Below are 16,215 nucleotides of genomic sequence, written 5' to 3'. Positions count from 1 at the left end.
AAAATATGGATGAAACATTGAATTTAAAAGGAGATATTTCATGTCAAAATTAGTTTTAATCCGTCACGGTCAAAGTGAATGGAACCTTTCAAACCAATTTACTGGTTGGGTTGACGTTAACCTTTCAGAAAAAGGTGTTGAAGAAGCTAAGAAGGCTGGTCGTTTAATCAAGGAACACGGTCTTGAATTTGATCAAGCTTACACTTCATTATTAACTCGTGCTATCAAGACTTTGCACTACGCATTGGAAGAAAGTGACCAACTTTGGATTCCAGAAACTAAGACTTGGAGACTTAACGAACGTCACTACGGTGCTCTTCAAGGCTTGAACAAGAAGGCTACTGCTGAAAAGTACGGTGATGAACAAGTTCACATTTGGCGTCGTTCATACGATGTTTTGCCACCAGCTATTGACGATGACAACGAATTTAGTCAAGCACATGACCGTCGTTACGCAAACTTGGATCCACACATCGTTCCTAAGGCAGAAAACTTACACGTAACTTTGGATCGTGTAATGCCATTCTGGGAAGATAACATTGCTCCAGACTTACTTGACGGTAAGAACGTAATTATTGCTGCACACGGTAACTCACTTCGTGCTTTGACTAAGTACATTGAAAACATTTCTGACGATGACATCATGGACCTCGAAATGAAGACTGGTGAACCAGTTGTTTACACTTTCGACGAAAACTTGGATGTTGTTAACAAGGAAAAGTTGGACGACTAATTTAATATAGTAGTTATTCACACAAAAAGAACTTCGATTTATTCGAAGTTCTTTTATTTTTAGTCAAAAAAAGACACCCCGAAAGGGATGTCCTTTTTATCAACTTGCTCCAAAAACTATAATTTCATAATTTAATTTCATAATTTTCTGGAACAAGTATATTATATTATAAATAAAGAAAAACTGCCATTTTTTTTAAGAAAAGAGGCCTATTATGAAAATCTTAATAACTGGATTTGATCCTTTTGGTGGGGAAAAAATTAATCCTGCAATTGAAGCTGTAAAAAAGTTACCTGACGAAATAGATGGTCATCAAATTATTAAATTAGAGGTGCCGACTATTTTTTATGAAAGTGCCAGAGTAGTCAAAAATGCAATAGAAAAATATCAGCCAGATATGGTTATTAACGTGGGGCAAGCGGGAGGCCGTGCAGCAATTACTCCAGAACGAATCGCTATTAATTTTCAATCTGGTTCAACTCCTGATAATTCGGGTAAAGGACCAAAAGAAGGCAAAATTGAAGCAGATGGTGCTGATGGTTATTTCACTCAGTTGCCAATCAAAAAAATGGTGACAGCCACAAGAAAAGCGGGGGTTCCTAGTGAAATTTCCAATTCTGCAGGTAATTATGTGTGCAATCATCTTTTTTATGAATTACAATACATGCGAGTTCATGAATTTCCTAATTTGAAAACGGGATTTATTCATATTCCATTTTTGCCAAGCCAGGTTAAAAATGGACGGCATCCTTCGATGAGTTTATCCTATATGGTTAAAGGGTTAACCGCTTCCATTAAGGCGGCAGTAGACGCCTAAAAATTGACAGTTGCCCCTTGTAAGTGCTATTTTGGTCAGTGGAAATAAAGTTGGGAGATATATATGCAAACAATTGATAATTCTCTCTTTCAAGTCTCTGTAGATGAGAATGGGGCCAGGATGGCCCATCTAGTATCTGAAGCTGATAATTATGATTATCTTGGCGAAAAAGAGACTGAAGAGGGTATGGCAATTGCTTTTCCAGTGATTGATCAAGACAACAACTGGGCCAGCAAGCTGCCTTGGACTGTCGTTGATAAAGGCGATACTCGAGTGAGTTTAACTTTGATTGATACCCCTGAAAGCTATAAAAGTTTTCCATATCATTTTGAGGTCATGACTACTTATGCTTTGGAGGGTAACCAAGTTAAGGTATCCTTTTATTTAAAGAATTCTTCACATAAAGAACTGCCATTTTCATTAGGGTTTGTTTTGCCAACTCCTTGGCAAGGCGAAAGCAGTATTAATAAAATTAGTTTAAATGGCGAAGATCACGGTATTGATGTTGCTTCAACTGATTTTAAATTAAGTGAAGAAAATGGAAAGGTTACTGCTTTTACTGATGAGCTCAATTTAGAAGCGGGACAAAGTCGCAATTTTGAATTGACCTTGACTTTGAAGTAAAAATAAGTAACGATTTTAATAAGATGTAAAAAGCAAGTCAGCGATGATTTGCTTTTTTGTTATAATACACTCAATGTGAATTAATGCATAGGTATGGTTTATGAAGGATAACAGAGAAAGAGAAAATCACCCGAGCGGTACTCGAGTGCAAAGTCATAAATATAAAAATCGACATATTTGGGCGTGGGCTACAGGGATAATTTTATTAGTTGCAGTCATTGCGGCAGTAACATACTTTGCATCTGTTTATTTTAAGGCGAAGAATGCAGTTGATAAAACCTATGATCCAGCTACAGCAGTGAAAACTACAGGTGAATTTAATGGCAAAAAGCGTTTTGCGGTTCTATTAATGGGAACAGACACAGGGGCTTTAAATAGAACTGAGAAACGCGGTAGAACTGATACCATGATTTTAGCTGTAGTTAACCCTGCTAAAAAGCGTTATACGTTGGTATCTATTCCGCGTGATACAATGGCGCAGATGGTTGGCTCCAGTAGTTTTACTACTGAAAAGATCAATGCTGCTTATGAAATTGGCGGAGCTCGAATGTCAATGGACAGCGTTTCTGCTTTGATTAATGTGCCGATTAAGTATTATGCCGTTGTCAACATGGGTGGAATTATGAAGATGATTCGCTATGTTGGCGGGATCAATATTCGACCAACGCTTAGCTTTGAGTATGGCGGCTATGTCTTTAAAAAGGGTAAGTTAACCCATATGGGTGGTGCCGGTGCACTGGCTTACTCAAGAATGCGTTATGATGATCCGCGCGGTGACTATGGTAGACAAGAGCGGCAAAGACAAGTTATTACAACGCTAATTAAAAAAGCTGTTTCAGTAAGTTCTTTAACTAATTTAGATTCAATTCTGACTTCAGTATCAAGTAACGTTAGAACTAATTTGCCATTTAGTGCTTTGCAACAAATTGCGCTTAATTACCGTGGTTGTGCTAATAGTTCATCAAGCGATTATCTTCATGGCTATAATGCGATGATCGATGATGCCGCTTATCAAGTTCAACCAACAGAAGAATTGCAGCGGATTTCTGATTTAGTACGTACTGAGTTAGGCTTAGAGAAAGAAACCATTAATAACAATGAAACTTATCAAAATAAGCGAAATGAAGAAAATGGTTTTAGTTTTAAGAGTACTAAGAATCAAACCTACCATATTTATGATTACACCGAAGAAGGTGATAATTAATGGCGCGAATTTATGCTACGCTAATTGGATATGTTTTTGGTAATTTTTTAACTGCGATGATTGTTGGTAAGTTATTTTTAAAAATAAATCCTACTGAATATGGTTCACATAATCCAGGAACAGCCAATATGGGTGCTGTTTTTGGTAAAAAATGGGGTATTTTAACCTGTTTAGGCGATTTGCTTAAAAGTTTGATTGCTCTATTTATTGTCTATTTTGTCTTTCCAGGGCATATTAATATTGCATATGCCGGGCTAGGATTAATTTTGGGACACTGTTTTCCAATCTGGAATCACTTTAAAGGTGGTAAAGGCGTCGCAGTTTCTGCACAGGTGGCAGTTTTTTATGATTGGAGAGCTGGTTTAGCTACTTTGCTAATTGCTTTAATATTAACTGCAATTATGCAAAATTTGACGATTCCTCCCTTAGTGTTTATGCTTTTATTCAGTGTTTATGAATTTTGGCAAAACCAAGAAGCAGGAATTGTTTTTATGGTGATTACTTTGATTATGGTCTATAAATTCTGGCAAGATATCATTGATTTCTTTACCGGACACGGAAAGAGAGTCGATATTTTGTATTCAATTAAGAAGAAGTTAGGGATTAAATCTGAGTAATTGCAAAAAATGAAATTTTTAGTAAGGACATAGACTAGGAAAATGAGTGAGATTAAGAAGAAAAAATCACTAAATGTTGCTCAAATTATTTGTTTAGTTTTAGCAGCATTCTTCATGCTAGTGCAAATGTTCTCATGGGGTAAAACTTTTGGTAGATTACCATTAAGTACTCTGATGAGATACATTCCAGGATTGTTGGGTCGAAGCACGATGGTGCTTGTTCCAATGGTTTTTGGTGCCGTATACAGCAAGAAGAAGGTTCATCCAACTGAAGCCTTCCGCTTCTGGATTATGGCGGTAGTTACGCTAGTGCTTTTATACTTGGCTTACTTCTTTAAGGTGCCAGGTGGCTTTAATATGTGGAAGCTCTGGGGAGTATTTTTCCCAGTATTAACTAGTACATCAGTATTACTAGCTGGTTTAATTTTCAGTATGCTGGCTCAGCCATACTTGTATGAGTTACAATACCGCATAACGACCAAGCAGAACTTGTTATTGCTTAGTGCATTAACTTTAATTGGATTTGCTACAAACGCTGGTACGATGATCTTCAACTACTCCATTTATGGGGTATACCTTATTTTGTATTTTGCATGGGGTATGTTTTTAGCCAATGTTAAAATTCCTAAAAAGGTCTTTAGTTGGTCAATTGCAGCTGGGATTGTATCATTCTTTGTAATGTTTATCGGGGTTCCTGGTTTTAACGGGGTATATTGGTACCAACGTTTATCAGGTAGAAGTGGCGTTTATTCTTGGAATCCAAGATTTTTAAGCAACGTTACATCACCATTTTTATTCTTAATGGTTCTCGCTGCATTTTTAATTTTTAGAAAAGTCATTGTTAGCTTTAGTGCTAAAGAAATGCGCTTCTTCATCCCAGTAGTTATATTTATGGAGGCACCGGTTATTGGCGGTTTTGTAAAGTCATTCCGCTTTACCAATAGTGCTGGTTTGAATAAGTTTTTGATGATCATCATTATGATGGTTGTTGCCTTTATCTTGAATTATTTATATGAACGGTATTTGTTTAAGATAAAGCCAATTAAAAGGACAATTGCTTTCTTTGATAAGCATAATAACCTTGCAGAGATTGTGGAAGATAGCTGGGCTAAGTTCACTGCCTGGGTTGTTGAAAACAGAGTAAGACTTCTTACTTGGGGCTGGTTCTACATTTTGAGTTTTGCCTCATTCTTGATTGAATCAGACAATTTACGTATTCAAATTACTACAGCAACTGATATTAATGCAGTTATCTTCTTGCTTGGGACTAGATTCTTTGCCATTATTTTGACAGCGATCTTCCTTGATGCAATGTTTGCAATTTTCTATTTCATTACAACACGCTACTGGACTTCAACAATTCTGGTCAGTGTAATTGCAATTGGTTGGGCTATTGCCAACAAGATCAAACTTGATCTTCGTGGTGAACCAATTTACCCAACTGAAATTGATGAAATTGTTAACTGGAAGACTTTGCTTCCAATGGTTGGACAACAAAAGATCATTATGATTGCCATTGCATTAGTAATTGTTATTGCTTTGACAGTCTTTCTTGAAATTAAGTTTCCAATTAAGAAGAAAGGTTCATGGAAGCGTCGTGGAATTTGGGCATTACTCAGTTTGCTCTTATTCATGACTCCGATTCGCTTTAACCATGATGGTGGTATGATTTACCACATTAACCGTGGTTTTGATAATAAGCAATCATTTAGAAACCCTGAACGTGATATTCAGATCAATGGTCCGCTTTTGAATTTCTTGAACTACTTTGATTTACAGATTATGAATAAGCCATCTAACTATTCAGAATCTACAATCAAGCATCTAGATCAAAAGTATAGTAAGCTTGCTGATCAAATTAACAAGACTAGAAAGAATACTTTAAAGGATCAAACCATTGTTTATAACTTGAGTGAAAGTTTTGTTGATCCATATACTTTCCCAACAGTTAAGATTGATCCAAAGGCACCAAACCCAGTTAAGTTTATCCAATCAATGCAAAAACGTGCCACATACGGCAGCATGCTTAGTGCTGGTTATGGTGGTGGTACTGCCAACATGGAATGGGAAACTTTAACCGGATTTAATATGGGTATGTTCAAGTCTACTTTGACACCATATGTTCAAATCGTGCCAAATTACGACTTCTACCCAACTATTGGTATGGACTTCAGCTACAAATCAGCTGTTCACCCATTCATCGGTACTTACTACTCAAGAGTAGAAGACTACAAGAGATTTAAGTTTAATAAATTTGTTTACCTTGGTTCTAAATACAAGATCATTGATCAAAAGAAGTTAGGTAAGAGTACTTATAACTCTGATTTCACTACTTATGCTAATGGTTTGAAGCAAATTAATAGCATGAAGGGTGGTCAATTCATTAACTTGATCTCAATTCAAAACCACATGCCATATAACAACTGGTATCCAAATAATGAATACATGGGTAAGATCTCTGGTGAACTCTTTAACACTGCTGCTGTTCGTGAACAAATGGCAACTTACGTAAAGGGTACCCAATATACTGACAAGGCTGTTAAGAAGTTTATCGGTCAAATCGATAAGATTAAGAAACCTATTACAGTAGTATTTTATGGTGATCACTATCCAAGTATTTTGTCACAAAACTATACTGCTAAGTATCCTGTTCAAATGCACTCAACTCGTTACTTCATTTACTCAAACAAGTATGCAAGAGAACATGGTGCTAAGAGTAAGTTGACTGACAACACTAACTACGTCAACACAAGTGACTTCACTGCTATGATGCTTGAACAAACTAATAGTAAGGTAACTCCTTACCAAGCACTTTTGACTGAAGTACACAAGAAGCTTCCTGCAATTACTATTAACTTTAATGGTGATAAAGGCTTCCAATTAGTTGACCAAAAGGGTCACTTTGTAGATCCTAAGAAGTTGACTTCAGAACAACAAGCACTTTTGAACGATTACGAAATGGTTCAATACGATATGACCGCTGGTCAAGCTTATGGTTTGAAGGCTAAAGGCTTCTATAAGTTAAACAACTAAAATTAAAAGGGATTAAAGCAATTTTGCTTTAGTCCCTTTTTGTTTGAGTAAATGATAAAATAAGCATAAGTAAAAAATGATTTTAATGTAGGTGAACAAAATGAAAAAAATAATGACAATGGCACTTGCTGGTGCTGCAATGTTGGGCATTTCTGCCACAACTGTGCAAGCTGGGACGTACAATCCAAAAAATACAACTAGTTTTAATATCAATAAAAGCAACTATGTAGCTAAAGGCAGAATTTATAAATTACGTTTGCCTGCAGCTGGTAGAGTGGTTACTAATAGTGATATTACATTAAAAAATAGTATGGAATGGACATGTATTCCTTATGGTAAAGATAAAAATACATATTACTTGCGTAAGGGTACATACTATTTGACTAGTTCAAAGAATACTAATGTGAAAACTGCTTATACTCGTTTGACTAAGATACGTAAGAACTTAGAAACTTATGTTGAAACTAAGAAGAATAACGACAACAGTAGTCTTAGAGCAAGAGAGATTAAAGTGGGTCAAAAGATTAAAGCGATGGGTGCAATGTATGATTACGACGGCATTGACTACTATCGCTTTACTATTGACTCACCACAAATGGTGACAATGAAGATGACTAATGCCCCGATTTATCAACTAGGAAATGGTAATATTTTCAGTAAGATGGGCATAACCATGTTTAGTGATAATAATCCTGTTGGTGATAATACTATACTTTATCCAGAGACTTTCAGTAGTAAAGGCAATAAATCTGCTAGTCAAAGCTGGTATTTAGCTAAAGGTACTTATTACTTTAGTGTAAGCACACGTGGGCTTTATAACTTCCAATTAACTGCAGTTCCTGATACTCGCATGGTGCCAGCAGATACTGAAATTGAATCTTTGAAAGATACTAAAGATGGAGTAGTTGCTAGCTTGAGGGATGCACTTCACGCTAAAACTTACGAACTTGCATGGCGCGAAAAAGGATCAAAATTTGCACCATTCAGCTCAAGTAGTAATACTACAAAAGTAAGTACGGCTTCTGCTACGCGTTATCTGAAAGTGAATGGTCATGAAATTCCAGTCCAAATTGGTAGAAAATTGGTTAATGGTCAAACTTATGAATTTGTTGCACGTGGTGTAAGTAATCCAAACTACATCAGATATGGTAATCCAGAAACAGATAATTACTTTGGTGCATGGACTAAGATTGTAGAACACACTTATTATGCTCCTGCTAATGGAGTTCCAGGCGCAGTTGAATTAAATGCTCAAGCTGATAATACTTATCACAATATTCACGTTTCTTGGACTAAGATTGATACTGCTCAAAGTTATCGTGTAGCATATCGTCAAAAAGGAACGAACAAGTGGTATTATGAAGTTACTGATCAAGATTCTAACGCAGTTACTGGCATTACTAGAAATAAAACTTATGAATTAAAGTTGCAAGCCTTAAACGGTAAAGAAGAAGGTCCATGGTCAACTGTAAAGGAAGTTTTCTTGAAATAGCAGTTGACTAAATACGTTTTTCTAGTTAAGATCATTATTAACACAAGTAGTAAATCGATTCAGTGTTCAGAGAACTAGCGGTTAGGTGTGAGCTAGGCAGGTCGATTTTGACGAAATACTGATAGGGTAGTTTCTTTATCAACTATTTTGAGATGCCAAATAGGCATGAACGTGGGTGGTACCACGGCTAAAGAAGATAATTAGTCGTCCCTTGAGATTTTTTCTCAAGGGACGTTTTTTATTGGGGGAAAATATGGCAAAATTTGATATTTTAGAAGACTTAAAATGGCGCGGCGCTATTAATCAAGAAACTGATGAAGAAGGTTTGAGAAAGTACTTAGCTGAACATGATGATTTAGCTCTTTACTGTGGTACTGACCCAACTGGTGATTCACTTCATATCGGTCACCTTATTCCATTCATGATTTTGAAGAGATTCCAAATGGCTGGTTACCATCCAGTAATCTTGATCGGTGGTGGTACTGGTGCTATTGGTGACCCATCAGGTCGTACAACTGAACGTGTTCTTCAAACTGCTGAACAAGTTAAGCATAACGAAGAAAGTTTAACTAACCAAATGAAGAAGTTATTTGGTACTGAAAACTTCGAAATTAGAAACAACGCAGAGTGGCTTGGTAAGATCAATTTGATCGACTTCTTACGTGATTACGGTAAGTACTTCCAAGTTAACAACATGATTAATAAGGATGTTGTTGCTAGTCGTCTTGAAAATGGTATTTCATTTACAGAATTTACTTACCAAATTTTACAAGCTATCGACTTCTACCATTTGAACAAGGATGATGGTGTTCAATTACAAATCGGTGGTGGTGACCAATGGGGTAACATTACTGCGGGTATCGACTTGATCCACAAGCTTGAAGGTTCAGATCGTCCTGCATTTGGATTAACTATCCCATTGATGCTTAAGGCAGATGGTACTAAGTTTGGTAAATCAGCTGGTGGTGCCGTATGGCTTGATCCAGAAAAGACTAGTCCTTACGAATTCTACCAATTCTGGATTAATCAAGATGACCGTGATGTTGTTAAGTATCTTAAGTACTTCACTTTCCTTAGTCACGAAGAAATTGAAGATTTGGCTGAAAAGACTGAAAAGGAACCTTGGAAGCGTGCAGCACAAAAGAAGCTTGCTGAAGAAGTTACTAAGTTTGTTCACGGCGAAGAAGGCTTGAAGGAAGCTCAAATGATTACTGATGCTTTATTCTCAGGTGATATTAAGAATTTGTCAGTAACACAGATCGAACAAGGTTTGAAGAATGCTCCAAGTGCTGAAGCAGGTAGTGAAAAGAAAAATATCGTTGATTTCTTGGTTGATACTAAGATCGAACCATCTAAGCGTCAAGCTCGTGAAGATGTAAAGAATGGTGCCATTTACGTTAATGGGGATCGTGAACAAAGCGTAGACTTTGAAGTTGATCCATCAAGTGCATTTGACGGTAAGTATGTAATTATCCGTAAGGGTAAGAGAAAGTACACACTTGTTACAATTAAATAATTGACTTAATGATTAAGAGACTGAAGTAATTCAGTCTCTTTTTATATTAAGTTAAACATGCTATAGTTGAATTGAGAAGGGAATGAGCATAGGAAGAGGTTAGTAAAATGCAGAATTCTAAAACCCCATTAAAGGTCATTTCGCTTTTAATAATTAGCTTAAGTGCAGTGTGTATTAATGTAGGCATAGTCCATGCTACCTCAGGTCGTGCACCTAATTTAGGTATGTCTCAAACTGCTCCAACTAATCCCGTCATTAAAAAAGGCGACAAAATTTTTGTAGTCATAAAAGATACTCAAAAGCAAACGGTACCTGTTTATAATCAATATGCTAAAAAAACAAAGCATAAGGTTAAAATGGGCTCAACGTTTATCGTTAAAGCTGTTAAAAAAATTAATAAGAAGAAAATAATCCTTATTAGTAAAAATAGATGGCTTAACGCAAAGGATATTGTTAAAAACTAATAGTAAGGCAAAGATTTTCGTAATGAATGTCTTCGCCTTTTTTGATACAATATATTCGCCGCTTTAGCTCAATAGGTAGAGCACCGCCGTGGTAAGGAGGAGGTTCCCAGTTCAAACCTGGGAAGCGGCTTTTTTTCATGCTTAAAATAGGCTAAAATGATGACAATTAGTACAGAATGATTTTTGACGAGAAAGGAAAATCAATGAAACACAAGCTGACAATGGCAGAAATTGCCAAATTTCAACAAGAATATGAGAAGCAACCTAGAAATCGTGTTGCTGAACTTGCAGTAGTGAATAATGGTGTACAAAAGGCCAGCTTTAATAATGAGGGGGTTAGAAAGCTAAATCGTACATTTTCTATTGAAATTCCCACAGATAATGTAACTGATCAAAAACAATCGGGTCGCTGCTGGTTATTTGCAGCATTGAATACGCTTCGCCATGGCTTTGCTAAAAAGCAAAATGCTAAGAATTTTACTTTTTCACAAAATTATCTATTCTTCTGGGATAGAGTAGAAAGAGCCAATATCTTCTTTGATAATATTTTAAATACTGCGGATAAGCCACTGGATGACAGAACGGTTCATACCTATATGCAAGGTCCTGATACTGATGGTGGTCAATGGGCTATGGCTGTTTCTTTAATTAGAAAGTATGGTTTAGTTCCAACATATGCACAAGATGAAAGCTTTACTGCTAACAATACAGCTGCGTTTAATAGCGCCTTAAATATGAAACTGCGTGAAGATGGTTTAGTATTGCGTAAACTTTATCAAGAAAAGAAAATGGATGAAATCGAAACTAAACGTCAAGAATTTTTGAGTGAAGTTTATAGAATGGCTGTTATTGCATTTGGTGAACCAGTTCAAAAATTTGATCTTGAATTTAAAGATGATAATGGCAATTATCATTTTGATGGGAATTTAACTCCATTAGACTTCTTCCACAATTATTTCACTGATGATCTAGATGATTACATTGTTTTGTTTAATGCACCTGATCATGAATTTGATAAGCTTTATGCTCTTCCATTTGAAGATAATGTTGAAGGCGGCACACCAGTACAATTTTTGAATACAGAAATTGATAATTTAAAAGAAGCGGCTATTAAGCAGCTTGAAGCTGGTGAAACTATTTGGTTTGGTTGTGATGTTGGTAAAGAGAGTGATCGTCAAAAAGGTATCTTGTCTAAGGGTCTTTACCAAACAGATTTAATTTTTGATATTGAAACTAAGTTAAATAAAAAAGAAAGATTACAAACTGGTGCTTCAGGCTCAACGCATGCCATGACTTTAGTGGGAGTTGACGTTGTAGACGGACAGCCTCAACAATGGAAGGTTGAAAATTCATGGGGCAGTAAGGTCGGTGAAAAGGGCTACTTTGTCATGAATGATGAGTGGTTTAATGAATACTTATTCAAGGTGGTTGTAAAAAAGCAATATGTACCAGAAAAATTAATTAAGATCTGGGAAGGCGAAGCAACACCAGTAGAAGCATGGGACTCAATGGCATAATGAATATTGATGCAGTTGTTGAATTTACCAAAAAACATTTAAAAGATGAAAAAACTGGTCATGACTTTTATCATGGTCAGCGTGTCGCAAATCTGGCTAGCAAGATGTATCTCGAAGATCATCCAGATGCACATGCAGATAGTCGGATGGTTGCAATTATTAAAAGTGGTGGATATTTACACGACACAATTGATGAAAAAGTCTGTGACAATCCAGATAAAGTAATTGCTGAAATAAAGGAATTACTTCCTGAAGTTGGATTTACTGATTTAGAAGTTTGGGATATTTTGTTTACTATTCAGCACATGTCTTTTTCGGCTAATATTGAGCATCATTATCATTTGCCTCTTTCAGGACAATATGTGCAAGATGCCGATCGGTTAGAAAGCTTAGGTGCTATGGGAATTGCCCGTGCGTTTACTTATGGCGGCAAGCATGGCAATAAGATTTATGATCCAGAAATTAAACCGGAGAAGTTGGTTAGTCATGATCAATATCGTAATCATGTTGAGACAACGATTAATCACTTTTATGAGAAGCTTTTTCATTTAGCTGATACAATGAATACGCCTGCAATGAAAAAAGAAGCTAATCGTCGAACAGAATATATGCATAATTTCGTTCAAGAGTTCATGAATGAATGGAATGTATGAAAAAAGTTTAATAAGTATAAGCCTTGATATAACTGTATCAAGGCTTATTTTTTACTAATATATTTACCCAAATATTAGAAAAACTTGCAAATTAAAAAATCGTAATATATACTTATAAACAACTTAAGAAATTTTATTAATTTTCTCATAAATGAGAGGGGCAATAATATGAAGCTTAAAAAAGTATTTGCTGCAGGAGCAACAATTCTTGTTGCTGGTTCAGCCTTAGCAGCATGTAGTAGTAATAATTCATCAAGTTCATCAGGTTCAGCTAAGAAGTCAATTAGCTGGATGGACGCTGCTGAAATTCCAACAATGGATATTTCTAAGGCTACTGATGCTACTAGTTTTAATCAATTAAACAACGTAGAAGAAGGACTTTACCGTTTGGGTAAGAACTCTAAAGTTGAAAATGCCTTAGCTACAAATACCAAGGTATCTAAAGATGGTAAGACTTGGACTTTTACCTTACGTGATTCTAAGTGGTCAAATGGTGATAAATTAACCGCTAAAGACTTTGTCTATTCTTGGCGTAGAACCGTTGATCCAAAGACAGCTTCACAATATGCCTACTTATTTGAAGGAATTCATAATGCAACTCAAATTTCAGCTGGTAAAGCCCCAGTTAACAGCTTAGGTATTAAAGCCGAAGGCGACAACAAATTGGTTGTTACTTTAGACAAGCGTATTCCATATTTCAAGCTTTTGATGGGATTCCCACTATTCTTCCCACAAAATCAAAAGGTAGTTGAAGCAAATGGTTCCAAGTATGGTACTTCATCTAAGACTACTGCCTTCAATGGCCCATTCGTTCAAAAAGGTTGGACAGGTTCTAATCTTTCATGGAAACTTCAAAAGAACAAGAACTATTGGGATAAGAAGAACGTTAAGCTTGATACTATTAACTACAGTGTTCAAAAGACACCTTCAACTGCATACAACTTGTACCAATCAAACAAGCTTGATGCAACTATCTTAGATGCACAACAAACTAAGAACTTAAAACACAATGCTGGTTACACATTACGTGATTCTGCTGCAACCTTCTACATGCAATTTAACCAAAAGCAAAAGATTTTCAAGAATGAAAACTTGCGTAAAGCTATCTCAATGTCAATTAACAGAAAAGCTTTGGCAAATGCTTTAGGTGGTTCAAACACTCCAGCTACTAGTTTGACTGCAAAGGGTGTAGTAAATCACGATGGTAAAGACTGGTCTAGCGTTGTTGGTGATAAGAAGGATACTTCATACAACCCAACTGAAGCTAAGAAGCTTTATAAGCAAGCTTTGAAAGAATTGGGTGTAAAGAGCGTATCATTCTCAATTCTCTCAGATGATACTGATTCAGGTCAAAAGACAACTGAAACTCTTCAAAGTCAATTAGAAGAAAACTTGAAGGGAATTAAGGTATCAGTATCAAACGTACCATTCAAGACTCGTTTGAGTCGTTCAACTAGTGGTAACTTTGATACAGTTGTTTCAGCTTGGTCAGCAGACTTTGCAGATCCAATTTCATTTGTTGACTTGTTCACTAGCAAGAATGCAAACAACAATGGTAAGTGGAGTAACTCACAATACGATAAGTTAATCGCAGATTCTAAGACTACTCCAGATACTACTAAGCGTTGGGATGACCTTGAAAAGGCAGAAAAGATCTTGCTTAACGAACAAGGTATTTCACCACTTTACTACAGAACTGAAGCTTGGCTTGTACGTCCAGACATCAAGGGTATTGTTTACAACGGTGCTGGCGTAAACTACAACTTCAAGAATGCCTACGTATCAGGTAACTAAAATTTAAATTGTCCTTTGAAAAGAAGAGTAGCTACTAAAAAATTAGCTGCTCTTTTTTGCACTTTAGGGGGTAAGAAAAATGAATAAATTTCGAAAAATGATGGCTGCAGGCGTTGTAACTTTGGCTGCTGGTACATTAGCAGCTTGTAGTAATAGCAGCAATTCATCAAGCGGTAATAAAAAAACTTTGAATTGGATGGATAAAACTGAAATTGAAGGCATGGACTTATCCAAAGTTACGGATGCGACTAGTTTTACTCAACTTAATAACACAATGGAAGGACTTTATCGTTTAGGTAAAAATTCCAAAATTGAACCGGGCTTGGCTACTAAAACAAGTACTAGTAAAGATGGTAAAACTTGGACATTTACTTTACGTAAAAATGATAAATGGTCAAATGGTGACCCTGTAACGGCTAAAGACTTCGTATATTCTTGGCGTCGTACTGTAGATCCAAGTACTGGTTCTCAATATTCATATCTATTTTCTGGTGTGAAAAATGCTGATGATATTGTTGCTGGTAAGAAGAAACCAACTGCTTTAGGTATTAAAGCGGTTGGTGATGATAAGTTGGTAGTTACCTTAGATAAACGTATTCCATATTTCAAGTTGTTAATGGGTTTCCCATTGTTTTTCCCACAAAACCAAAAAACTGTTGAAAAATATGGTAAAAGTTATGGAACTTCATCCAAGACTACAGTTTATAATGGCCCATTTGTTCAAAAAGGCTGGACAGGTTCAAATCTTTCTTGGAAGCTAGAAAAGAACAAAAACTATTGGGATAAGAAAAATGTTAAATTAGACACTATTAACTACAGTGTTCAAAAAACTCCTTCAACAGATTACAATTTATATCAATCTGGAAAACTTGATGCAGCTTTGCTTGGACCACAGGCTTCAAAAGAATTGAAGAATCAAAAAGGTTACACTTTGAGAAAAACTGCTTCAACAATTTACTTAGAAATGAATCAAAAGAAGAAGCCATTTAGTAATGAAAACTTCAGAAAAGCTGTTTCTTTATCAGTTAATAGAAAAGAGTTAGCTAACTCGGTTGGTGGTGCTGCAGAACCTGCAGATACTCTTTCTCCAGAAAACATGACTGAAGTGAATGGTAAAGACTATACGGACCTAGTACGAGGTGATGCTACTAAGAAATTCAATACTTACAATCGAAAAGAAGCACAAGCATACTGGAAGAAAGCACAAAAAGAATTAGGCAAATCTAGTGTAAGCTTAACTATTTTGACTTATGACGACGATGCATCTAAGAAGGGTGGCGAATACTTACAAAGTGCTATTGAATCAGCACTTAAAGGCGTAAATGCTAGAGTACAAAGTATTCCTAAGAAGACTGCCTTAGATCATGCAGGAAATGGTGATTATGATGTCTTCTTGATGGGCTGGACTGCTGACTTCTCAGATCCAATTTCCTTCTTAGATTTGAACACGACTAACAATTCCCAAAACTGGGAAAAATACTCAGATTCTACTTATGATAAACTTATTGCAGAATCTAAAGTAACTCCTAGCGAAACTACACGTTGGAATTCATTGGTTAAAGCTGAACAAAGAATTATTGATACACAAGGTGTAACTCCTTTGTATCACCCAGAAGAAGCCTGGATGGTTCGCCCAACTGTTAAAGGTGTAATCTATAATGGTGCGGGTGCTCCTTACAACTTTAAGAATGCTTACGTAGAAAATTAATTTTGATAATCATAACAATAAAGTCTCTCTCTTAAGTTAAAAG

General features: G+C 36.1%; 13 protein-coding genes and 1 tRNA gene. All 14 read left to right on the top strand.

Annotation, left to right across the window (positions count from 1 at the left end; all coding sequences use genetic code 11):
* Positions 1 to 40: 40 nt before the first annotated feature.
* The 14 genes from SO785_RS07835 to SO785_RS07770 all read left to right on the top strand — a co-directional run bounded on the left by SO785_RS07835 (position 41) and on the right by SO785_RS07770 (position 16,172).
* Positions 41 to 733, top strand: coding sequence for a 2,3-diphosphoglycerate-dependent phosphoglycerate mutase (locus tag SO785_RS07835; RefSeq protein ID WP_003548802.1), 693 nt, complete (start codon positions 41 to 43; stop codon positions 731 to 733).
* 214 nt (positions 734 to 947) lie between these two features.
* Entirely contained in the window at positions 948 to 1,550 is a 603-nt protein-coding gene (gene pcp / locus SO785_RS07830) for a pyroglutamyl-peptidase I (RefSeq protein WP_003548812.1), read from the top strand.
* 63 nt (positions 1,551 to 1,613) lie between these two features.
* The gene (locus SO785_RS07825; protein WP_003548814.1) at positions 1,614 to 2,174 is read left to right on the top strand and encodes an aldose epimerase family protein; all 561 of its coding nucleotides are present in this window, start codon (positions 1,614 to 1,616) and stop codon (positions 2,172 to 2,174) included.
* Positions 2,175 to 2,274: 100 nt separating this feature from the next.
* On the top strand, positions 2,275 to 3,378 hold the full coding sequence (locus SO785_RS07820) for an LCP family glycopolymer transferase (protein ID WP_003548816.1): 1,104 nt from the start codon (positions 2,275 to 2,277) through the stop codon (positions 3,376 to 3,378).
* Positions 3,378 to 3,995, top strand: a complete 618-nt coding sequence (locus SO785_RS07815) for a glycerol-3-phosphate acyltransferase (RefSeq protein ID WP_003548818.1) — start codon at positions 3,378 to 3,380, stop codon at positions 3,993 to 3,995. Before SO785_RS07820 ends, SO785_RS07815 begins: the two co-directional genes overlap by 1 nt.
* A gap of 42 nt (positions 3,996 to 4,037) precedes the next feature.
* On the top strand, positions 4,038 to 7,028 hold the full coding sequence (locus SO785_RS07810) for an LTA synthase family protein (RefSeq protein ID WP_003548819.1): 2,991 nt from the start codon (positions 4,038 to 4,040) through the stop codon (positions 7,026 to 7,028).
* Positions 7,029 to 7,128: 100 nt separating this feature from the next.
* Positions 7,129 to 8,520 (top strand): fibronectin type III domain-containing protein, encoded by a 1,392-nt coding sequence (locus tag SO785_RS07805; protein WP_011254068.1) that lies wholly within the window; start codon positions 7,129 to 7,131, stop codon positions 8,518 to 8,520.
* A gap of 253 nt (positions 8,521 to 8,773) precedes the next feature.
* Positions 8,774 to 10,036 (top strand): tyrosine--tRNA ligase, encoded by a 1,263-nt coding sequence (gene tyrS / locus SO785_RS07800; RefSeq protein ID WP_003548823.1) that lies wholly within the window; start codon positions 8,774 to 8,776, stop codon positions 10,034 to 10,036.
* A 107-nt stretch (positions 10,037 to 10,143) separates the two neighbouring features.
* Positions 10,144 to 10,500 (top strand): hypothetical protein, encoded by a 357-nt coding sequence (locus tag SO785_RS07795; RefSeq protein WP_021874011.1) that lies wholly within the window; start codon positions 10,144 to 10,146, stop codon positions 10,498 to 10,500.
* A 57-nt stretch (positions 10,501 to 10,557) separates the two neighbouring features.
* Positions 10,558 to 10,630 (top strand) — tRNA-Thr (locus SO785_RS07790).
* A gap of 73 nt (positions 10,631 to 10,703) precedes the next feature.
* Positions 10,704 to 12,017, top strand: a complete 1,314-nt coding sequence (locus SO785_RS07785) for a C1 family peptidase (protein WP_011254069.1) — start codon at positions 10,704 to 10,706, stop codon at positions 12,015 to 12,017.
* A complete protein-coding gene (locus SO785_RS07780) occupies positions 12,017 to 12,670 on the top strand; it encodes a hydrolase (protein WP_011254070.1) in 654 nt (217 codons plus the stop codon). The genes SO785_RS07785 and SO785_RS07780 overlap by 1 nt, the downstream gene beginning before the upstream one ends.
* 168 nt (positions 12,671 to 12,838) lie before the next feature.
* The gene (locus tag SO785_RS07775; RefSeq protein WP_003548835.1) at positions 12,839 to 14,464 is read left to right on the top strand and encodes a peptide ABC transporter substrate-binding protein; all 1,626 of its coding nucleotides are present in this window, start codon (positions 12,839 to 12,841) and stop codon (positions 14,462 to 14,464) included.
* A gap of 79 nt (positions 14,465 to 14,543) precedes the next feature.
* The gene (locus SO785_RS07770) at positions 14,544 to 16,172 is read left to right on the top strand and encodes a peptide ABC transporter substrate-binding protein (RefSeq protein WP_011254071.1); all 1,629 of its coding nucleotides are present in this window, start codon (positions 14,544 to 14,546) and stop codon (positions 16,170 to 16,172) included.
* The last annotated feature ends 43 nt before the right edge of the window (positions 16,173 to 16,215 follow it).

The organism is Lactobacillus acidophilus, assembly GCF_034298135.1.
In the GTDB taxonomy this organism is placed as follows: domain Bacteria; phylum Bacillota; class Bacilli; order Lactobacillales; family Lactobacillaceae; genus Lactobacillus; species Lactobacillus acidophilus.
The sequence above is the reverse complement of the archived record's forward strand: the minus strand, read 5'-3'. Positions and strand labels throughout refer to the sequence as shown.